The 18,390-nt window shown below is 61.9% G+C and carries 22 protein-coding genes; 17 read left to right on the top strand and 5 right to left on the bottom strand.

The genetic code is table 11. From position 1 onward, the window contains the following. Positions 1 to 79: 79 nt before the first annotated feature. Positions 80 to 217: a hypothetical protein gene (locus CEW83_RS21045; RefSeq protein WP_159099441.1), complete on the top strand. Its 138-nt coding sequence runs from the start codon at positions 80 to 82 to the stop codon at positions 215 to 217. A 70-nt stretch (positions 218 to 287) separates the two neighbouring features. Here the strand turns inward: CEW83_RS21045 and CEW83_RS10545 are convergent, their stop codons facing one another. Further along, a complete protein-coding gene (locus tag CEW83_RS10545; RefSeq protein WP_108949301.1) occupies positions 288 to 1,364 on the bottom strand; it encodes a cytochrome-c peroxidase in 1,077 nt (358 codons plus the stop codon). Positions 1,365 to 1,738: 374 nt separating this feature from the next. On the opposite strand from CEW83_RS10545, the gene nifB reads away from it, so the two are divergent. From nifB to draG, 8 genes are all read left to right on the top strand, one after another. After that, entirely contained in the window at positions 1,739 to 3,250 is a 1,512-nt protein-coding gene (gene nifB, locus CEW83_RS10540) for a nitrogenase cofactor biosynthesis protein NifB (protein ID WP_108949300.1), read from the top strand. A 13-nt stretch (positions 3,251 to 3,263) separates the two neighbouring features. Next, complete coding sequence (locus tag CEW83_RS10535; protein ID WP_108949299.1) at positions 3,264 to 3,554, top strand: 4Fe-4S binding protein; 291 nt, start codon at positions 3,264 to 3,266, stop codon at positions 3,552 to 3,554. Then, positions 3,542 to 4,015 carry an arsenate reductase family protein gene (locus CEW83_RS10530; protein WP_108949298.1) on the top strand — a complete coding sequence of 158 codons (474 nt, stop codon included), beginning with the start codon at positions 3,542 to 3,544 and terminating at the stop codon, positions 4,013 to 4,015. Before CEW83_RS10535 ends, CEW83_RS10530 begins: the two co-directional genes overlap by 13 nt. Next, positions 4,012 to 5,301: an FprA family A-type flavoprotein gene (locus CEW83_RS10525; protein ID WP_108949297.1), complete on the top strand. Its 1,290-nt coding sequence runs from the start codon at positions 4,012 to 4,014 to the stop codon at positions 5,299 to 5,301. The genes CEW83_RS10530 and CEW83_RS10525 overlap by 4 nt, the downstream gene beginning before the upstream one ends. A 10-nt stretch (positions 5,302 to 5,311) precedes the next feature. Next, on the top strand, positions 5,312 to 5,599 hold the full coding sequence (locus CEW83_RS10520) for a 2Fe-2S iron-sulfur cluster-binding protein (RefSeq protein ID WP_108949296.1): 288 nt from the start codon (positions 5,312 to 5,314) through the stop codon (positions 5,597 to 5,599). Positions 5,600 to 5,653: 54 nt separating this feature from the next. Next, positions 5,654 to 6,016: a 2Fe-2S iron-sulfur cluster-binding protein gene (locus CEW83_RS10515; protein ID WP_108949295.1), complete on the top strand. Its 363-nt coding sequence runs from the start codon at positions 5,654 to 5,656 to the stop codon at positions 6,014 to 6,016. A gap of 72 nt (positions 6,017 to 6,088) precedes the next feature. Then, a complete protein-coding gene (locus CEW83_RS10510; protein ID WP_108949294.1) occupies positions 6,089 to 6,664 on the top strand; it encodes a nitrogen fixation protein NifQ in 576 nt (191 codons plus the stop codon). 23 nt (positions 6,665 to 6,687) lie between these two features. Further along, a complete protein-coding gene (gene draG / locus CEW83_RS10505; RefSeq protein ID WP_234418770.1) occupies positions 6,688 to 7,620 on the top strand; it encodes an ADP-ribosyl-[dinitrogen reductase] hydrolase in 933 nt (310 codons plus the stop codon). 41 nt (positions 7,621 to 7,661) lie between these two features. On the opposite strand, the gene CEW83_RS10500 is transcribed toward draG, so the two are convergent. The 3 genes from CEW83_RS10500 to CEW83_RS10490 form a co-directional block, all read right to left on the bottom strand. After that, on the bottom strand, positions 7,662 to 8,057 hold the full coding sequence (locus CEW83_RS10500; RefSeq protein WP_108949293.1) for a bacteriohemerythrin: 396 nt from the start codon (positions 8,055 to 8,057) through the stop codon (positions 7,662 to 7,664). Positions 8,058 to 8,059: 2 nt separating this feature from the next. Then, the gene (locus tag CEW83_RS10495) at positions 8,060 to 8,905 is read right to left on the bottom strand and encodes an SIR2 family protein (protein ID WP_108949292.1); all 846 of its coding nucleotides are present in this window, start codon (positions 8,903 to 8,905) and stop codon (positions 8,060 to 8,062) included. 191 nt (positions 8,906 to 9,096) lie between these two features. Beyond that, positions 9,097 to 9,999, bottom strand: coding sequence for an NAD(+)--dinitrogen-reductase ADP-D-ribosyltransferase (locus tag CEW83_RS10490; RefSeq protein WP_199915094.1), 903 nt, complete (start codon positions 9,997 to 9,999; stop codon positions 9,097 to 9,099). Between the two features lie 134 nt (positions 10,000 to 10,133). Between CEW83_RS10490 and nifH the strand changes: the two genes are divergently transcribed. From nifH to CEW83_RS10455, 7 genes are all read left to right on the top strand, one after another. Beyond that, entirely contained in the window at positions 10,134 to 11,039 is a 906-nt protein-coding gene (nifH, locus tag CEW83_RS10485; RefSeq protein ID WP_108949291.1) for a nitrogenase iron protein, read from the top strand. Positions 11,040 to 11,165: 126 nt separating this feature from the next. After that, positions 11,166 to 12,641 carry a nitrogenase molybdenum-iron protein alpha chain gene (nifD, locus tag CEW83_RS10480; RefSeq protein WP_108949290.1) on the top strand — a complete coding sequence of 492 codons (1,476 nt, stop codon included), beginning with the start codon at positions 11,166 to 11,168 and terminating at the stop codon, positions 12,639 to 12,641. 191 nt (positions 12,642 to 12,832) lie between these two features. Further along, positions 12,833 to 14,401 carry a nitrogenase molybdenum-iron protein subunit beta gene (gene nifK, locus CEW83_RS10475; RefSeq protein ID WP_108949289.1) on the top strand — a complete coding sequence of 523 codons (1,569 nt, stop codon included), beginning with the start codon at positions 12,833 to 12,835 and terminating at the stop codon, positions 14,399 to 14,401. A 141-nt stretch (positions 14,402 to 14,542) separates the two neighbouring features. Continuing rightward, positions 14,543 to 14,755 carry a putative nitrogen fixation protein NifT gene (gene nifT / locus CEW83_RS10470; protein WP_234418768.1) on the top strand — a complete coding sequence of 71 codons (213 nt, stop codon included), beginning with the start codon at positions 14,543 to 14,545 and terminating at the stop codon, positions 14,753 to 14,755. 29 nt (positions 14,756 to 14,784) lie between these two features. Further along, positions 14,785 to 14,988 carry a 4Fe-4S dicluster domain-containing protein gene (locus CEW83_RS10465; protein ID WP_108949287.1) on the top strand — a complete coding sequence of 68 codons (204 nt, stop codon included), beginning with the start codon at positions 14,785 to 14,787 and terminating at the stop codon, positions 14,986 to 14,988. Positions 14,989 to 15,053: 65 nt separating this feature from the next. Beyond that, entirely contained in the window at positions 15,054 to 15,776 is a 723-nt protein-coding gene (locus CEW83_RS10460; RefSeq protein ID WP_108949286.1) for a dinitrogenase iron-molybdenum cofactor biosynthesis protein, read from the top strand. Further along, entirely contained in the window at positions 15,773 to 16,039 is a 267-nt protein-coding gene (locus tag CEW83_RS10455; RefSeq protein WP_108949285.1) for a DUF6129 family protein, read from the top strand. Before CEW83_RS10460 ends, CEW83_RS10455 begins: the two co-directional genes overlap by 4 nt. A 149-nt stretch (positions 16,040 to 16,188) precedes the next feature. Here the strand turns inward: CEW83_RS10455 and CEW83_RS10450 are convergent, their stop codons facing one another. After that, entirely contained in the window at positions 16,189 to 16,638 is a 450-nt protein-coding gene (locus CEW83_RS10450) for a MaoC family dehydratase (RefSeq protein WP_108949284.1), read from the bottom strand. 365 nt (positions 16,639 to 17,003) lie between these two features. On the opposite strand from CEW83_RS10450, the gene CEW83_RS10445 reads away from it, so the two are divergent. After that, complete coding sequence (locus CEW83_RS10445; RefSeq protein ID WP_108951338.1) at positions 17,004 to 18,386, top strand: TIGR03013 family XrtA/PEP-CTERM system glycosyltransferase; 1,383 nt, start codon at positions 17,004 to 17,006, stop codon at positions 18,384 to 18,386. The last annotated feature ends 4 nt before the right edge of the window (positions 18,387 to 18,390 follow it).

The raw sequence follows: 18,390 nt of genomic DNA, 5'->3' as shown, positions 1-18,390 counted from the left end.
TGCCCTTCGGCCAGATTCGTCGCTGGGTTCAGTGGGGTGGTTCTCCCATTTTTTGCATACAGATCAGGAGTGTCTGAACATGAAGCTCAGTGAGACCGAATTCTTTCGCGAATTTGTTGCCGTTGCGACGGGCCTGCTGTTGGTCGTCGGGACGTTTGCCTTCGTTTCGATCCCGGCCAGCATTGCGATTGCAGGAGGCGTCGCACACCTTACTTGAGCGTGAGACTCGAGCGGCGGTGCAGACATGAGACGGGGGCGGGCGCGCCCACCTCCGCGCTGTGCTGTCCTTAATCCGTCGCTTTCGCGGTCTTAAGATGGGGGTCGATCGGGGGGACGATGGAGTTGCCGCTGGTCAGTGGCAGCCGGGGCATCGTCTGCTCCGGGAATTTCCCGCTCAGACTGGTGAGGAAGGCCACGACATCCGCAAGCTGCGTGGCGTCGATGTCCCGGTTGAGCTGGGTCTTCGCCATCACCCGTACGGCTTCTTCCAGTGTCGGAACCTTGCCGTTATGCATGTAGGGGGCTGTCAGCGCGATGTTGCGCAAGGTCGGCACCCGCCACATGTGTTTGTCGCTGTCCTTGCCCGTCGATGCGTGTCGGCCCGTGTCCGAGAGCAGGTCGTACTGTTTGTCGAACGCACTGCCTGCAAAGGTCGGAAACTTCATGAAGAAGCCCTGTGCCATCGGCATGGGCGGTCCGCTGAAGTTCGCGCCGGCGTGACAGGCCGTGCAGCCGAGGTCGCCGAATGTCTTCATGCCGCGGGCCTGCTGCGCGGTGAGGGCCGTCTTGTCGCCCTTCACGTAGCGGTCGTAGGGTGAGTCGGGCGTCACCAGGGTGCGTTCATAGGCGGCGATGGCCTTGGCCACGTTGTCCATCGTGATCGGCTTTGATGCTGCCGGGAAGGCGGCCTTGAACAGCGGCAGATAGGCCGGAATCTGGTTCAGCCGGCCAACGGCTACGGCAGCATCGCTCATGCCCATCTCGATCGGGTTGGTGATCGGGCCTTTGGCCTGTTCTTCCAGCGTGCCTGCCCGACCGTCCCAGAACTGCACCGACTGGTAGGCAGCATTCCATACCGTCGGTGCGCTGCGTCCGCCACGGGCATCGTGCATGCCGATCGAGTTGGGGCGATTGTCGTCACCGCCGGCCATGACGTTGTGGCAGGAATTGCAGGACAGCGTGCCGTGTTCGCTAAGGCGTGGATCGAAGAACAGGGTCTTGCCCAAGTCGATCTTGGCCTGACTTTGCGGATTGTCCGCAGGGATTGGGGGGTGTTCGGGGAGGGGCTCCCATTGTTGGGCGTGCGCCGTCAGGGCAAGGGCGCACAGGCCTGACAGTGCCAGGTATCGGGACAGTGGTTTCATGCTTTGATCTCCGGTTCAGCAATGCGTCGTGAGAGGTGGAAGATGCTCCGGGATACCGGGGGCCTCCCGGATTGTGAAAATTGCATATGCCAAGTGAACGCGAGGTGAACGCTGCCCATGCGGAAAGAATTAGCAGCCCCGGCAGCGTCGCCTTCGGCCCCGGTTGCGCACTCGAGGCTGCAGGTGGCATGAGCGCGCGCAGGCCTTCTTGTGGCGAAGGTGTCGCGAGTCCCACAGCTCGTCCTGTTGTACTTCCTACAATGTGTGCCTGCGGCGTGACGGAGTCTCAGTAAATTCAGCGCTCTAGCGCCGTCCTCGCACTGGCACGCGGTTTGCAGAAGAATCCCCGTCAGACATCTACTAGGGGATTGACGATGGAACTCCCGGTCATCAGCAACGCCGCGCCCCCGAGTGCCGGAGGCGGATGCAGTGAGAGCGGTTGTGGTACCGAGCCGGATGCGCTGTCGCATCTGCCCGACCATATCCGCAGCAAAGTGCAGGACCACCCCTGTTATTCGGAGGAGGCTCATCACTACTTTGCCCGCATGCACGTCGCGGTCGCGCCTGCCTGCAACATTCAGTGCAACTATTGCAACCGCAAGTACGACTGTTCCAACGAATCCCGTCCGGGCGTCGTGTCCGAACTGATGACGCCGGATCAGGCGGTCAAGAAGACGCTCGCCGTGGCAGCCGCGATTCCGCAGATGACGGTGCTCGGCATTGCCGGACCCGGAGACCCGCTCGCCAACCCCGAGCGCACGTTCGAGACCTTCCGTCAGCTCTCGGAGCAGGCGCCGGACATCAAGCTCTGTGTGTCGACCAATGGCCTGTCGCTGCCGGACTGTGTGGATGAGCTGGCGAAGCACAACATCGACCACGTCACGATCACGATCAACTGTGTCGATCCCGAGATCGGCGCCAAGATCTATCCGTGGATCTTCTGGGAGAACAAGCGCATCCGTGGTGTGGAAGGCGCGAAAATCCTGATCGAGCAGCAGCAGAAGGGGCTCGAGATGCTCACCAGTCGCGGCATTCTGGTGAAGGTCAACTCGGTGATGATTCCGGGGGTCAACGACCAGCACCTCAAGGAGGTGTCGAAGATCGTCAAGGCCAAGGGCGCCTTCCTGCACAACGTGATGCCGCTGATCGCCGAGGCCGAGCACGGCACCTACTACGGCATCATGGGTCAGCCCGAGCCGACGCCGCTCGAACTTCAGGCGCTGCAGGACGACTGCTCCGGCGACATGTCGATGATGCGTCATTGTCGGCAGTGTCGTGCCGATGCGGTCGGGCTGCTGGGCGAGGACCGCGGTGACGAGTTCACCCTCGACAAGATCGACGAGATGGAAGTCGATTACGCCACCGCCATGGTCGAGCGCGCCAAGGTGCACGAGGCCATCACCACCGAGCTTGAAATGAAGCGCGCGCTCAAGGCTGCGCCCAGGTTCAGTCCGGATGCACCGGTGGCGGACGAGGCTGCGCCTGCGACCCGCAACATCCGCATCGCGATTGCGACCAAGGGCGGCGGGGTGATCAACGAGCACTTCGGCCATGCACATGAGTTCCTGGTGTACGAAGTGGGTCCGAAGGAGCACCGCTTCCTCGGTCACCGCAAGTGCACTGCGTACTGCATGGGCGACGAGTCCTGTGGGGACGGCGAAACCGTGCTCGGCGGCATCATCAAGTCGCTGGAAGGGGTCGAGGTCCTGCTCGCAAGCAAGATCGGTTTCGAGCCCTGGGCCGATCTCGAAAAGGCCGGCATTCAGCCCAATGGCGAGCATGCGATGGAGCCGATCGAGGAGGCCATCCGCGCCGTGTATGACGAAATGGCAGCGGCCGGCAAGCTCGACATGCCCGTGGCCGGCGCCTCGGCCCAGGCTGCCTGACAGGAGAACAGACATGTCACTTGAAATCGTCGATTCCTGTGTGGGCTGTTATGCCTGCGAGCCCTTGTGTCCGAACAAGGCCATCTCGGCGGTCATGCAGCCGGGCGAGCCGCTGTTCTTCATCAACCCTGACAAGTGCACCGAGTGCCTTGGCGATCACGATCTGCCGCAATGTGCGGAGATCTGCCCGATCGAGGGGGCGATCGTCGATGAGTATGGCGATGCGCTGAATCCGCTGGGTTCGCTGACCGGCATTCCGCTTCACCTGCTCGAGCAGATGAGGGAAGCGGAATGCCGACAGTAAGCTTCTGGTGGAAGCCCGGTTGCGCGACCAACACGCGTCAGATCGGGCTGCTGCGGGAGGCCGGCTGTGAGGTCGTCGTCCGTGATCTCCTGACGGAGCCATGGACGACGAGCGCATTGTCGGCGTTCTTCGGCACCCGACCGGTGCGCGAGTGGTTCAATCCAGCCGCGCCCGCGGTCAAGGCGGGGACGCTCGTTCCCGCCGAGTTCAGCGCCGAGACCGCACTTTCGCGCCTCGTTGCCGAGCCCCTGCTGATTCGCCGGCCACTGATCGAACTGGCTGGCGAACGCTGTTGCGGGTTCGATGCCGTGTGGCTTGTGCAGCGCGGGGTTCGGCTGCCCGACGGGGCCGTGCCGCAGGGCTGCAGTCATGCGGCCAGCGGCGATGAGGTGGCTGAGTGCAAGCCCCCGCGCAATCCTGCGGTCTATTGTGCGCCGCCGTCCGGAGCGAGCTTTCCATGAGTCGCGCCGGCGCAGTCCTTCCTGGCGAGCCGGTTGCCATTGCCCCGGATGTGTTCTGGGTGGGCGCGCTCGACCCGGACCTGCGCCAGTTCGACATCATCCTGCGCACGGCCAACGGCACCAGCTACAACGCGTATGCCGTGCGGGGAAGCGAAGGTGTGGCAGTGATCGATACGGTCAAGGCCGAGTTTGCCGAGGACTTCTTCGCGCGGCTGTGGTCCTGCTGTCGCCCGGACGAGATCCGCGCCATCGTGCTCAACCATCTCGAACCCGACCACACGGGCGCGCTGCCCGCGCTGCTCAAGGCCGCGCCCCAGGCCTCGCTCTACCTCTCCTATCCGGCCCTGAAGATGCTGAAGGGTCTGGTCAAGGAGAGCCTGGACGAGGCCCGCATCATTCCGGTCGACGAGGACACCCGCATCGATCTTGGCGGTCGCACCCTGCGCTTCCTGCATACGCCTTATCTGCACTGGCCGGATACCCAATGCACCTGGGTCGAGGAGGAGGGATTGCTGTTTTCGGGTGACGTGTTCGGTTGCCACTTCTGCGATTCGCGCCTGTTCAACGATTGCGTCGGCGATTTCCGTTTTTCCTTCGACTATTACTATCAGCACATCATGCGGCCCTTCCGCGAGCATGTGCTGACCGCGCTCGACCTGATCGAGCCGCTGCCGCTTCGCCTTCTGGCGCCGGCACATGGCCCGATCCTGCGTGATGCGCCGACGAGCTACGTTCGACGCTACCGTCAGCTCGCCGCCCCCCTGCTGGCCAACGAGGCCGGCGGCCGCGAGAAGACGCTGCTGGTGTTCTACATCAGCGCCTACGGCAACACCGAGCGCATGGCTCAGGCGGTGCGCAATGGTGCCGAGGGCGTCGAGGGCGTCCGCGTTTCGATGTACGACCTTGCCGGTGGCGATCCCGGCCCGTTCGTGGATCTCATCGAGGAAGCCGATGGTCTGGTGTTCGGCTCGCCCACGATCAACGGCGATGCGGTCAAGCCAGTGTGGGATCTGCTCTCGTCGCTGACGCTGGTCAAGGTCAAGGGCAAGTTCGGCGGCGCGTTTGGCTCCTATGGCTGGAGCGGCGAAGCCGTCGGGCTGGTCGAGGACCGTCTGCGCGGCCTCAAGCTTCGTGTCCCGCGACCTGGCGTGAAGGTCAAGCTCATTCCCACCGACGACGAACTCGAGAGCTGCGCGGCGCTTGGTCGCGAACTGGCCGAGCACCTGGTTGGCCGCGTCGCCCCCCGCCATATCGACTTTACCGCGCCCAACGCGCTTACCGCATAGGAGCCCGACCATGCCCAAGGCCCAGGTCACGTTTGAAGACATCGGCGTCACCGTCACCGTTCCCGCCGGAACCCGTCTGATTGAGGTGTCGGAAAAGATCGGTGCCGGCCTCACCTACGGCTGCCGTGAGGGTGAGTGCGGCACCTGCATGATGAAGATCGTCACCGGCTCCGAGCACCTGGCGACGCCCTCCGTGCTCGAGGACAAGGTGCTCAAGGAGAACTACGCCGGCGTTGCCAACCGGCTTGCCTGCCAGGCCCAGGTGCTGGGCGGGCATGTCGTGGTGCGCCCGGGCTGAACCCGACAACAACCGGCAGAGAGGCCGTTCAATCAACCGCAGTGGAGTTTCACCATGCCTAACATCACCTTTTCAAGCCCGATCCACAAGGACAAGACTGTCTATGCCGTGGCCGGTTCGCACACCCAGACCATCCTCAAGATCGCCAAGGACAATCACATCCCGATCGATTTTTCCTGTGAAGACGGCGAGTGCGCGACCTGCATGGTCAAGATCACGCCACTGGCGAACCACGGACAACGTACCGACCCGATGGCCAGCCGCCTGACCGACAAGGAGCTCGTCGTGCTGCGCGAGCACAAGAAGATCAACGCGGAAGACATCGAGCGCATGCGTGTCGAGGATGTCTCCGTCACGCCGTGGCGCCTCGCATGCCAGATGATCCTGCGCGACGAGGATCTGCTGGTCGAGTACTGACCGGATCGCGCGCATCGGCACGGGGCTGCCTGTCCGGTGCGCACTGGATCGAACCAGAAGGAGTCTTTCATCATGCTGGCACCCCTGAGCTCTCGTACTTCACCCGTCCGTAACGCGCTGCACGCGCACTTGCTGGATCACGCAGCTGGCCACCCGAACGACGAGTTCATTGCCCATCTGATTGCCGGGTGGACGGTCGGCGAGGGCGTGCTGCCTGCAGATTTCGGACTTGGCGAGGTGCGCTTCGCTGCGCTCGTCGAGCGGCATTTTCCTGGCCTGGTCTGGCGTCCGAACAAGGCGCTGGGGCCGACGCCCGTGCTTCACCCGGAGTTTGATGATCTGCTCCATTTCGTTGCGGACCATGCTGCCGATGTCGTGGCGGGTGCCAGTGACATGGCCGTGGTCATGGCAACCGCGTGCATGGGGAGTGACCATCTCTGGCAGGATCTCGGTCTGCCCTCACGCCGGGATCTGTCGCAGCTCATCGCGCTCAATTTTCCCGCGCTCGCCGAGGCCAATAATCGCGACATGAAGTGGAAGAAGTTTCTCTACCGCGAGCTGTGCCAGCGTGAAGGCATCTATGTCTGCGCGTCACCGTCGTGCGAGGCGTGTGCCGACTATGCCAGCTGCTTCGGGCCCGAGGTGTGACTTCGCAGGCTTCCGCGCGCCGCGTGACGACGAATGTGCCGGATCCCGTTCATGACGAGGCACGCAATGTCCTGCGCGACCGGGCATGTGGCGCGATGCTGGGCCTTGCGATCGGTGATGCGCTCGGTGCGACCGTGGAGTTCATGACCCCACGCGAAATTGGCGCGCAGTACGGGGTGCATGACAGGATCTGCGGAGGCGGCTGGCTGCGTCTTGCGGCTGGCGATGTCACCGACGACACCACGATGACGCTTGCCCTGGCCGGGGCGTGGATCGAGACGCAAGGCATGCCTGATGCTGACGCCTGCGCCCGGGCGTTCGATGGCTGGATGCGCAGCAAGCCGGTCGATATCGGCAACACGGTGCGCCGAGGCATCGTGCGCTGGCGCCTGAGCGGCAGCACGGAGGCGCCGCTTTCCTCGGACGCCGGCAATGGGGCGACCATGCGTTGCCTGCCGGTTGCACTGGCCTGCTATGGCGCGGCGCCCGAACTCGTGTCCCGGGCGGCCCTGGTGCAGGCGCGCGTCACCCACAACAACCCTCTGACTGATGCGGCAACGCTGAGCGTGATCCAGATGGTTCAAACCGCGCTCGCCGGCTCGGGTACCGATGAGGTCGTTGCATGTGCGGACCGGCTGGTGTCGGCACATGCCGACTTCGACTACCGCGGCCGGCGTTGTGACAACCCCAGCGGCTACATCGTCGATACGATGCGGGCAGTATGCCAGGCGGTGGCCACCCAGGACGGCTTCAAGCCCGTGCTGGTCGATATCGTGAATCGTGGCGGCGACGCCGATACGACGGGTGCGATTGCCGGCATGGTGATGGGGGCGCTGTGTGGTGAGCGGACCTTGCCGGGGGAATGGCTGCGCGCACTCAGCCCGAGCGTGCGCGAGGCCTGCGTGCGTGATGCGTCTGCCCTGATCGAACTGTCACCCGCGTATCGCATCCAGTAGTCTCGGTCCGGCGCGGAGCCGGACCGCTGGCGCATGCGGTTTCAGGCGGCAGCGTGTCGCTTGCGCAGATGGGCGGCGAGTGCAGCGTCCATTGTCGACAGATGCAGGTCGAACCATTCGGGCAGGCTCTCCCGAACGTAGGCTCTGGCGACCATGAGCCTTCCTCCCTTCACGCTGCGGTTGAACGCGCGCAGTTCGGCAAGCACCCGTTGGTGCTCGCCAATGTGTTCTCCGGTGGCCGCAAAACGGCTGGAACGCATCAGCACATCCTCGGCAGCGAAATGCTCGCGGCTGTGATCGAGCAGTTCGTTGAACAGTGCCGGAAAGCTGGCATCGTCTGCGCTTGCCAGCCGGGTAACGAGGCCGACAAAGGCGCGATGTGTTGCATCCATCCCGGCATTGCCGAGCGCGTGTCTGGCCTCGTCCCATTCGCGCATTGTTACGCGGCCTCGATCAGGGGCATGTCGGCCAGTTCGCGCCAGTCGGCATCGACCACCTCCAGACCCAGGTGGGCACAGAAACGCTTTTCCTTGTCGTTCGCACCGGGAATCAGCGCCCAGCCTGCGGGCTCGCCGGCGCTGTAGATGAAATCCGCCAGCAGCATGCGGATGGTGTCGCGATTCAGACGTGCCCCAAGCACCAGGTAGCGCAGTCCCTTGCGCCTTTCCTTCAGATAGGGCGGGATGGCAAAGCCGCCCATGAGCTCGGTGATGTAATCGACGAAGTCGGCGTCCGATGCAATCCAGTTCGGCTCCGGCCACGGCGTGCCACAGGGTTTGAACAGGATGGGGGCAGCAGGGTCGATGCCGCTTTCGTCCCGTGCTGCGGTGTAGGCGGTGCCATCGTGGCTGAAGAGCTTGTAGCGCAGCCCGCCGGCGATGCGGGCGATGCCAACGATCAGCGTATGCGGGTGGCTTGCCCACGCCTGCTGGAGGCCGGTGTCACGATTTAGGTCGATGATATAGGGCAGGTTGAGTCCGTTGAGCCACTCGTGCAGGCCAGCGCGAGACCACTCGGTATCTGCATAGATGTTCTCGAGTGCGCGATTGACTGCATTGCGTCCGCGCTTGAGCTCGATGTTCATTGCTGCACGTGGAAACTCGTACATAAGCCGCGGCGCCATGGGCTGGCCGTTGTTGAGCGCGAGAATCAGTTCGTCGCTGGTGGCCGGAATCTTGGCACCGGTTTTGCCGTGGGTGACATCGGCAAGGGCGTCGGCGCCGATGAATGGAACCACTTCACCGGCTGCGAGGCCGGCGCGGATCTGGTCGAAGACGGTCGTCATGGGGCTTCCTTGTGGTTGCAGGGCGCGTACTTCGCGATTTCCTGCTTCGATCAGCAAGATCGATGCCACCGGAGTCCAGGGGAGCCGCCCTCGCGCTGCTGCGGTTCCGGGTGTCGATGGAGGCGAGGGCGCGCCCGATGCTGTCGCGCGCCCGACATGCCAATGTCCGACTTCCGACAAGGCGGCAGACTTCAGTATTCGATCGTGATTGCGGCGATACCGCCGATGACCAGGTATTCATTCTCGCCCTGCAGCAGTCCCGGCATGAGTCCGCTGAAGGCGAGGATCTTGGGCATGGGGGTGGCGCATGAAAAGACGCGATCGCCGAACTCGTCAGCGCGCTCGGCGTTGGCGGAGAAAGAGCTGAGGTTGTTCAGTTCGACCACGCGCCTGCCGTCATCGAGCGCATGCATCTCCCGCAGCGCCCTCGGGTCGGAACAGCCGCGGTAGAGCTGCAGGTGGGTACGCCCGTGAAGGCGTCGCGCGAGCTCGTACTGCGTCCACGAATAGAGCAGGTCCACCTGTGCTTCCAGTCCGGCGGTGGAGTACAGACCGGCGGAGACCTCCTGCTCGAAGCCGCTGCGCCCAGCGCTGTCCTCGGCGCCCAGCGGTCCGCGATGGTAGCGGGTGAGGAGGCCGAAGCGAGACTCCACCCAGGCTTTCAGGATCGCCCCCTCCCGGCCCTCCGAATCAAACAGCCAGCCCCTGAGCAGACGCAGGTAGTCCATCCTGCTGCGATCGAGGCGCACATTCTCCGACAGTCCGAGGGCGGGTGCATCGTCGAGCATGAAATGCGCGTTCATGTAGGTTCGGAACACGCAGGTGCGTTCCGGTGCGGAATCGAGCGTGTCGAGGCGGTCGAACAGCGGCTGGTGCAAGGGCAGGACGCCGTCGAGGCTGAGGGCGCACGGGGTGAGCTGGAAGGCGAAGCTGCCAAGGGCCTCCGTCGGCAGGTTGCAGCGGTTCAGCGAGCGTCTTGCCGTGGGCGGGACACTCAGGCGTGCAAGGCTTGCAGGAATTGCGACGTGAATGTTGTCGGCCCTACAAATTGTAGGGTCTTTGTCGCACGGAGAGGTTGGTTTGCTGCCTGACAATCTCGTTAAATCCTAAATAAAACAATATGTTGAGCGTGGAATTCAGAGCTGGCACGCCGATTGCAAATGAGTGCTCGTGGTTCAACGCAACACGATCGATTCACGAGTTCAGTTCCGACAAGGAGTAACGCACCATGGCAAAACTTCGTCAAGCCGCCATCTACGGTAAGGGTGGCATCGGCAAATCCACCACCACACAAAACCTCGTCGCCGCACTTGCCGAAGCCGGCAAGAAGGTGATGATCGTTGGCTGCGATCCCAAGGCCGACTCCACCCGTCTGATCCTGCACTCGAAGGCTCAGAACTCGGTCATGGAACTCGCCGCCGAAGCTGGCAGCGTGGAAGACCTGGAACTCGAGGATGTCATGTCCGTCGGTTTCGGCGATGTCAAGTGCGTCGAGTCCGGTGGTCCTGAGCCTGGCGTCGGTTGCGCCGGCCGCGGCGTGATCACCGCCATCAACTTCCTCGAAGAGGAAGGCGCATACGACGAAGATCTCGACTTCGTCTTCTACGACGTGCTGGGTGACGTGGTCTGCGGCGGCTTCGCCATGCCGATTCGCGAGAACAAGGCGCAGGAAATCTACATCGTCTGTTCCGGCGAAATGATGGCCATGTACGCCGCCAACAACATCGCCAAGGGCATCGTGAAGTATGCCAACTCGGGTGGCGTGCGTCTGGCCGGCCTGATCTGCAACAGCCGCAACACCGACCGTGAAGACGAACTGATCATGGCCTTGGCTGAGAAGCTCGGCACCCAGATGATCCACTTCGTACCCCGCGACAACGCAGTGCAGCACGCTGAAATCCGCCGCATGACCGTGATCGAGTACGACCCGACGCACAAGCAGGCAGATGAGTACCGTGCGCTGGCCCGCAAGATCGTCGATAACACCAAGTTCGTGATCCCGACCCCGATCACGATGGACGAGCTTGAAGAACTGCTGATGGAGTTCGGCATCATGGAAGTGGAAAACACCGCCATCATCGGCAAGACCGCCGCTGAACTGGCTGCTGACGCCGCTGCCGCTGCTGCTGCCTGACCGTTGTCCGGCAGGCAGATGTCTGCCTAACCGCCCGCCGGCACAACACCGCTTGTGTCGTCGGGTGTCGAGCAAACCTACCCACGCCGTGCACAGATTGGTGTCGTCGTGAACAGGAGAAGCAAGATGTCTACGCTCACCCGTGAAGAAACCGAGAGCCTGATCCAGGAAGTGCTCGAGGTCTATCCCGAGAAGGCCAAGAAGGATCGCGCAAAGCACCTCGCGATCAACGACCAGTCGGTCGAGCAGTCCAAGAAGTGCATTACCTCCAACCGCAAGTCGCTGCCCGGCGTGATGACCATCCGTGGCTGTGCCTACGCCGGTTCGCGTGGTGTGGTGTGGGGTCCGGTCAAGGACATGATCCACATCTCCCACGGCCCCGTCGGTTGCGGTCAGTACTCACGTGCCGGTCGTCGTAACTATTACGTCGGCACCACGGGCGTGAATACCTTTGCCGAGATGAACTTCACCTCCGACTTCCAGGAGAAGGACATCGTTTTCGGCGGCGACAAGAAGCTCGCCAAGATCATGAACGAGATCGAAAGCCTGTTCCCGCTGCACAAGGGCATCACCGTGCAGTCGGAGTGCCCGATCGGCCTCATCGGTGACGACATCGAAGCCGTCTCCAAGAAGGCCGCGAAGGAAATCAACAAGGTTGTCGTGCCGGTGCGTTGCGAAGGCTTCCGCGGCGTGTCGCAGTCGCTCGGTCACCACATCGCCAACGACGCGGTGCGTGACTGGGTGCTGTCGAACCGCGACGGTCAGCACTTCGAATCGACCCCGTACGACGTCACCATCATCGGCGATTACAACATCGGCGGCGACGCCTGGGCATCGCGCATCTTCCTCGAGGAGATGGGCCTGCGCGTGATCGCACAGTGGTCAGGTGACGGCACCATCGCTGAAATGGAAAACACCCCGAAGGCGAAGCTGAACCTGCTGCACTGCTACCGCTCGATGAACTACATCAGCCGTCACATGGAAGAGAAGTACGGGATTCCATGGATGGAGTACAACTTCTTTGGCCCGACCAAGATCGAAGAGTCGCTGCGTCGCATCGCAGCCTTCTTCGACGACTCGATCAAGGAAGGCGCCGAGCGCGTGATCGCCAAGTACAAGCCGATGATGGAAGCCGTCATCGCCAAGTACAAGCCGCGTCTGCAAGGCAAGCGCGTGATGCTCTACATCGGCGGTCTGCGTCCGCGTCACGTCATCGGCGCATACGAAGATCTGGGCATGGAAGTGGTCGGCACCGGCTACGAGTTCGGCCACAACGACGACTACGATCGCACGATTCAGGAAATGGGCAACGCCACGCTGCTGTACGACGACGTCACCGGCTTCGAGCTGGAGGAGTTCGTCAAGCGCATCAAGCCCGACCTGGTTGGCTCCGGCATCAAGGAAAAGTACATCTATCAGAAGATGGGCATTCCCTTCCGCCAGATGCACAGCTGGGACTACTCCGGCCCGTATCACGGCTTTGACGGCTTTGCCATCTTCGCCCGTGACATGGACATGACGCTGAACAACCCGTGCTGGGGCAAGCAAACCCCGCCGTGGAAGGCCGTCAAGCCCGCCGAAGAAGTGAAGGCCGCTGCGTAATAGCGCGCGAGTCTGCCGGGTACGACGTCGCGATCCGCCTGCGATTCAGGCCACCCACTTCGGGGGCCGGATGAATCGGGTCGCGATGCTTCTCCCGGTGCGCAAAGTGTTGATGCGCGGAGGCCACTCCGCGCAACCCAAAACCTTGTGCCTGACGTCCGCAGATTGGCGGCGCAGGCAAGGAGCCAGAAATGCAGACCGTTGACGATATCAAGCCCTGCTACCCCCTGTTCCGTGACGACGACTACAAGGCGTCGCTGAAGAACAAACAGGACCTGTTTGAAGAGCGCCACCCGGCGGACAAGGTTGAGGAAGTGTTCCAGTGGACCACCACCCAGGAATACCAGGACCTCAACTTCAAGCGCGAAGCGCTGACCATCAACCCAGCCAAGGCCTGCCAGCCGCTCGGCGCCGTGCTGTGCTCGCTCGGCTTCCACAAGACCCTGCCGTACGTGCATGGCTCGCAAGGCTGCGTGGCCTATTTTCGCACCTACTTCAACCGTCACTTCAAGGAGCCGATCTCGTGCGTCTCCGACTCGATGACGGAAGATGCTGCGGTGTTCGGTGGCCAGAAGAACATGTTCGACGGCCTGGAAAACGCCAAGGCGCTGTACAAGCCCGACATGATTGCCGTGTCGACCACGTGTATGGCCGAGGTCATCGGTGACGACCTCAACGCCTTCATCAACAACACCAAGAAGGCGGGTCACATCGAGCAGGACTACCCGGTTCCGTTCGCCCATACGCCGTCGTTTGTCGGTAGCCACACCACCGGCTGGGACAACATGTTCGAGGGTATCGCACGTTACTTCACCCTCAACAGCATGGAAGGCAAGGTTGCTGGCTCCAACGGCAAGCTCAACTTCGTGCCGGGCTTCGAGACCTACCTCGGCAACTACCGCGTCATCAAGCGCATGATGGGTGAGATGGGCGTCGATGCGACCCTGTTGTCCGACCCCACCGAAGTGCTCGATACCCCGTCCGACGGTGAGTTCCGCATGTACTCGGGCGGCACGACGATGGATGAAGTGAAGGACGCACCGAATGCGCACAACACCATCCTGCTGCAGCCGTGGCAACTCGAGAAGACGAAGAAGTTCGTCGAAAACACGTGGAACCACGACATCCCGAAGCTCAACATCCCGATGGGCATGGAGTGGACCGACGAGCTCCTGATGAAGGTGTCCGAGATCACAGGCAAGGAGATCCCGGAGTCGCTGGCCCTCGAGCGTGGCCGCCTGATGGACATGATGCAGGACAGCCATACCTGGCTGCACGGCAAGAAGTTCGCGCTGTACGGCGATCCCGACTTCGTCATGGGCATGGTCAAGTTCCTGCTCGAACTCGGTGCCGAGCCGACCCACATCGTGTGCAACAACGCCAACAAGCGCTGGGCCAAGGCGGTCGACAAGATGCTGGCCGAGTCGCCGGTGGGCGCCAACTGCAAGGTCCACGCCGGTGCCGACCTGTGGCATCTGCGTAGCCTGTGCTTCACCGACAAGCCCGATTTCCTGATCGGCAACTCGTACGGCAAGTACATCCAGCGCGACACGGTGCACAAGGGCAAGGAGTTCGAGGTGCCGCTGATCCGTCTCGGCTTCCCGATCTTCGATCGTCACCACCTGCACAGGATGACCACGCTGGGTTACGAGGGCGCGATGTACATCCTCACCACCCTGGTCAATGCAGTCCTCGAGCGGCTCGACGACGAGACCCGCGGCATGGGCACCACCGACTACAACTACGACCTGATTCGCTAAGCAAGAAGGTCGTCCGGAGCGGCTGAGGGAAAACGCCCTCGCGCAAGCCGACTCCGGGGGTTGTCGTGGCCAGGGGCGAAAACGCCCCTGGCGTCGGGCCTTGTGTCCGAGCCTACAAGGAGGTCCATTGTGGCCAATATCATGATTCGCAAGAATGACGCAGGCGGCCTGGTGTTCTACCTGCCCAAGCGCGATCTCGAGGACAACATCGCCTCGATCGAGTTCGATACCCCGGCGAAATGGGGCGGAGAGCTCAAGCTCGCCAGTGGCGGAACGTATTACATCGAGCCTCAGGAAGCACCGGCGCGACTGCCGGTTTCCGTGCGTGCAAAGCGAGTGGATGCGCCCGAATAGGGGCGTTTCCTCATTGAAAGGAGTTCATCATGGCACTCAAGATCGTACAGGCTGAATGCACGTCGTGCGGCGATTGCAAGCCGGTTTGCCCGACCAAGTCGATTACCGACAAGGGCGGCATCTTCAAGATCAACCCCGATACCTGCACCGAGTGCGAGGGCGAGTTCGACGAGCCGCAGTGCGTCGCGGTCTGCCCGGGCACCGACACCTGTATCGTGCCGCTTGCGGCCTGATCCTGAATCCGGGGTGTGTCCTCACGGCACGCCCCGTCTGTTTTACCTGCCCCGGGAGGTCAGTCATGAATGCCGCCAGTTCCACCGCCAGCCCTGTGACCCGTGAGGCCGCGTTGCGCATCGCGCTTGCCGCGCGTGCTTTACCCGACGTCAAGGTGTCAGCGTTTGTGCGTTCCCTTGGTGACCGGCTTGGTACCCCAGTGACCGAAGCCAAGCTTGCCCGTATGACCGTGGCCGATATCAAGGCCATGCTGCAGGGGGACGAGATCGTCGACCCTGGCGTTGACGCAAGTGCGCTCAAGTCTGCCGTGCGCTACCTGTGGGGAGAGGGGATTGACGATGGCGCACCCGTGCCCGATGTCGATGCGCCTGCTGGCGAAGGCCTGTTACGGGTCGCGGTGGCTTCGAATTCAGGGGAGATGCTCGACGGGCACTTTGGCTCGTGCAGCCGTTTCCTGATCTATCTGGTGTCCGAGACCGGGATTTTCCTGTCCGAGGTTCGCTCAACGCGGGTGACCGATGATGCAGAGGACCGCAACGTCGCGCGCGCCGAACTGATCGGGGACTGTCATCTTGCCTACATGCAGTCGATCGGCGGTCCGGCGGCAGCGAAAGTCGTCCGTGCGGGGATTCATCCGGTGAAGTATCCGGTCGGTGGTGCTGCGCGCGAGGTCCTCGCACAGTTGCAGGGGACGCTGCAGAGTCCGCCGCCATGGCTTGCCAAGCTGCTTGGCAGAGCGCCTTCCAGCTTGCAGCGCTACATGCCAGGCGCGGAGCTTGACACATGATTACCGAAGCCATTCTGGCCAAGGCTGCCGCGCTCGTCGCCTACGAGGGGCTCGGTGATGCCTGTGTGAGCGTACTGCGCAAGGAGTGGCCCGGTCTGCGTTTCGTCGTCTGTTCCGAAGACGATATTCCGGCCCGTTTGTCTCCCGCATTCGAGGCGGATGGCTTCAATCTCTATCTCGTCGGTGGCGGCGAGCATTGTCTTGCGCTCTCGCAGGATGCAGATTCGGCCATCGGGATTGTCGTCGCCAGCGTCGAAGACTGACTCGCAAGCAAGCTCGCCGATTAGCGAGGGGCACTTCACGCGAACTAATAGTTCGCGTGAAGTGCCAGTGTGTGCCGCGCAAGGCAACAAGCACCTGAATCACAACCGGTCACGCGTTCTGGTTGTGATTTCCATTTACGCGTCGCTGATCAGCCGCGCGGCGGCAGAAAGATCTCGGCCTCGCCTGCCAGCACCTCGGTGCTCCCTACTGTGCACACCGTGTTGAAAACGGCGCGTCGCTTTTCCGGCTTGAGCGCGGTGAGCGTCACGCGTGCGACCACGGTATCGCCAACCTTGACGGGCGCCTTGAACTTCAGGGTCTGGGACAGGTAGATGCAGCCCGGGCCTGGCAGACGCGTGCCGAAAACCGTCGAAATGAAGGCTGCAGACAGCATCCCGTGCGCAATCCGGCCGCCGAACATGGTGCTGGCCGCAAACTCTGCGTCAAGGTGCACCGGATTGGTATCGCCTGATACGCCTGCAAACATGAGAATATCTGCGTCGGTTACGGTTCGGGAGACGGCGGCGGTCATGCCCTCCTTGAGGTCCTCGTAGCTGTAACCATACATCTCCGAAAAGTCACGAACTTCGTTAGCCATTGATTTCTCCTGGAAGTGAGCGGGAAGGGGTCTGAATCGTCGTTCGGTGGCTCAAGCATATCCTATGTGTAGCCGGGCAGAGGGCGTCTGCAGCCTGACTGCTGCCATTTCTTGCTGCGCAGCGGAAATGCAATACGCCTGTGCTAATATCCTGACGGCGAAAAATAACCAAGTATAAAAATCAATACAAAACAGTTGATTATGGCTTTTTCGCTGCTCGAGAAGGCACCACAGGTGCGGTTCGTGACCGGTTTAACGGGCGTGTCTGGAGTGATCCGCTATCGTATCCACAGGGATACGCACGGTTGCATGTGATGTGCATCCTTGGCGCAAGAGCATTCAATGACTGGTTTGAAGGAAAAATCATGCTGAAGGTATTCAGCCACTATTTCCCGTCACATACGCTGCAACAGATCCTGCTTGATGCCCTGCTGCTGTTTGTTGCAGTCGTGCTCGCAGTGACCTTCCAGGCGCACGCAGAGACTGTCGAGTGGGAGGTCGTGATTCCTTCCGCCCTGAGTTTCGCATTTTTGATGGTTGCGTTGAATTCGGCAATGGGTCTGTATCGACCCGCGGCACAGTATTCGCATCGTGCCGCCATTGCGAGGGTCCTGCTGTCGGTGCTGGTCAGTCTCCCTGTCGCTTACGGCGTTTTTCGCTGGCTCCCGTGGTCGGGGTTCAACTCTGGTGCGATGCAGGCATCGGTTCTGCTCATGCTGGGGGTTGTGCTGTCGATGAGGGCCTTGGTCAATCGCCGTCAGGCATCCTCTTTGTTCGCCCCCAGGGTCCTGATTCTAGGGACTGGCCCAGACGCCCTGGCAGTTCAGCGCGCGCTTGCCTGCCCCGCCCAGGGCGGCATGGAGATTGTCGGCTTCTTTTCAGGTGGCGGTGACGATCCGGTTGAGGTCGATCCGCGGAAAGTGCTGTCAGGCTCCGGGCTGGTTGAGGTCGTGCGCAGGCTCCGGGTCAATGAGGTGATCGTTGCCGTGCGTGAGCGCAGGGGCGGCGTGCTTCCTCTGCGCGAACTGCTCGATTGCAAGCTCGATGGTGTGCGGGTTTTTGACCTGTCTTCCTTCTTCGAGCGCGTGCAAGGGCAGGTGAGGGTGGATTCCCTGCGTGCCAGCTGGCTGATCTACGGTGACGGATTCAGGCAGAGTCTTGGACGAGCCCTGATCAAGCGCTGTTTCGACCTTTTTGCCGCAACGGTGCTGCTGTTGCTGGCGGCGCCTATCATGCTGATCACGGCGCTGCTGATTCTGTTTGAAGACGGTGGCCCGATTTTCTATCGGCAGGAGCGTGTTGGTCTGGGGGGCAAGACCTTCAAGGTGACCAAGTTCCGTAGCATGCGCACGGATGCGGAGAAGGATGGCAAGCCCAGATGGGCCGCGTCGAATGATGATCGTGCGACCCGCGTGGGGCGCATTATCAGAAAGTTGCGCATCGATGAACTGCCGCAGCTGCTAAACGTGCTGGTGGGAGAGATGAGTCTGGTTGGCCCGAGGCCTGAGCGCCCCTATTTTGTCGATCAACTGGCGCAAGAGATTCCATTCTACGGCGTTCGTCACTGTGTGAAGCCCGGGGTGACAGGTTGGGCTCAGGTGAGGTATCAGTACGGCTCGTCGGTCGACGATGCAATCCAGAAGCTGCAGTACGATCTGTACTACGTAAAAAACCATACACTGGTGCTCGATACGCTCGTTCTCTTCGAAACGGTTCGGGTCGTGCTGACCGGAGAAGGCGCTCATTGAGGTT

The sequence above is a fragment of the Parazoarcus communis genome, assembly GCF_003111645.1.
Classification (GTDB): Bacteria; Pseudomonadota; Gammaproteobacteria; order Burkholderiales; family Rhodocyclaceae; genus Parazoarcus; species Parazoarcus communis_A.
The sequence above is the reverse complement of the archived record's forward strand: the minus strand, read 5'-3'. Positions and strand labels throughout refer to the sequence as shown.

Bases quoted from the DNA above. Each gene is read 5' to 3' on its own strand.
- CEW83_RS21045 (WP_159099441.1), top strand. From the start codon at position 80: ATGAAGCTCAGTGAGACCGAATTCTTTCGCGAATTTGTTGCCGTTGCG.
- CEW83_RS10545 (WP_108949301.1), bottom strand. From the start codon at position 1,364: ATGAAACCACTGTCCCGATACCTGGCACTGTCAGGCCTGTGCGCCCTT.
- nifB (WP_108949300.1), top strand. From the start codon at position 1,739: ATGGAACTCCCGGTCATCAGCAACGCCGCGCCCCCGAGTGCCGGAGGC.
- CEW83_RS10535 (WP_108949299.1), top strand. From the start codon at position 3,264: ATGTCACTTGAAATCGTCGATTCCTGTGTGGGCTGTTATGCCTGCGAG.
- CEW83_RS10530 (WP_108949298.1), top strand. From the start codon at position 3,542: ATGCCGACAGTAAGCTTCTGGTGGAAGCCCGGTTGCGCGACCAACACG.
- CEW83_RS10525 (WP_108949297.1), top strand. From the start codon at position 4,012: ATGAGTCGCGCCGGCGCAGTCCTTCCTGGCGAGCCGGTTGCCATTGCC.
- CEW83_RS10520 (WP_108949296.1), top strand. From the start codon at position 5,312: ATGCCCAAGGCCCAGGTCACGTTTGAAGACATCGGCGTCACCGTCACC.
- CEW83_RS10515 (WP_108949295.1), top strand. From the start codon at position 5,654: ATGCCTAACATCACCTTTTCAAGCCCGATCCACAAGGACAAGACTGTC.
- CEW83_RS10510 (WP_108949294.1), top strand. From the start codon at position 6,089: ATGCTGGCACCCCTGAGCTCTCGTACTTCACCCGTCCGTAACGCGCTG.
- CEW83_RS10500 (WP_108949293.1), bottom strand. From the start codon at position 8,057: ATGCGCGAATGGGACGAGGCCAGACACGCGCTCGGCAATGCCGGGATG.
- CEW83_RS10495 (WP_108949292.1), bottom strand. From the start codon at position 8,905: ATGACGACCGTCTTCGACCAGATCCGCGCCGGCCTCGCAGCCGGTGAA.
- nifH (WP_108949291.1), top strand. From the start codon at position 10,134: ATGGCAAAACTTCGTCAAGCCGCCATCTACGGTAAGGGTGGCATCGGC.
- nifD (WP_108949290.1), top strand. From the start codon at position 11,166: ATGTCTACGCTCACCCGTGAAGAAACCGAGAGCCTGATCCAGGAAGTG.
- nifK (WP_108949289.1), top strand. From the start codon at position 12,833: ATGCAGACCGTTGACGATATCAAGCCCTGCTACCCCCTGTTCCGTGAC.
- nifT (WP_234418768.1), top strand. From the start codon at position 14,543: ATGATTCGCAAGAATGACGCAGGCGGCCTGGTGTTCTACCTGCCCAAG.
- CEW83_RS10465 (WP_108949287.1), top strand. From the start codon at position 14,785: ATGGCACTCAAGATCGTACAGGCTGAATGCACGTCGTGCGGCGATTGC.
- CEW83_RS10460 (WP_108949286.1), top strand. From the start codon at position 15,054: ATGAATGCCGCCAGTTCCACCGCCAGCCCTGTGACCCGTGAGGCCGCG.
- CEW83_RS10455 (WP_108949285.1), top strand. From the start codon at position 15,773: ATGATTACCGAAGCCATTCTGGCCAAGGCTGCCGCGCTCGTCGCCTAC.
- CEW83_RS10450 (WP_108949284.1), bottom strand. From the start codon at position 16,638: ATGGCTAACGAAGTTCGTGACTTTTCGGAGATGTATGGTTACAGCTAC.
- CEW83_RS10445 (WP_108951338.1), top strand. From the start codon at position 17,004: ATGCTGAAGGTATTCAGCCACTATTTCCCGTCACATACGCTGCAACAG.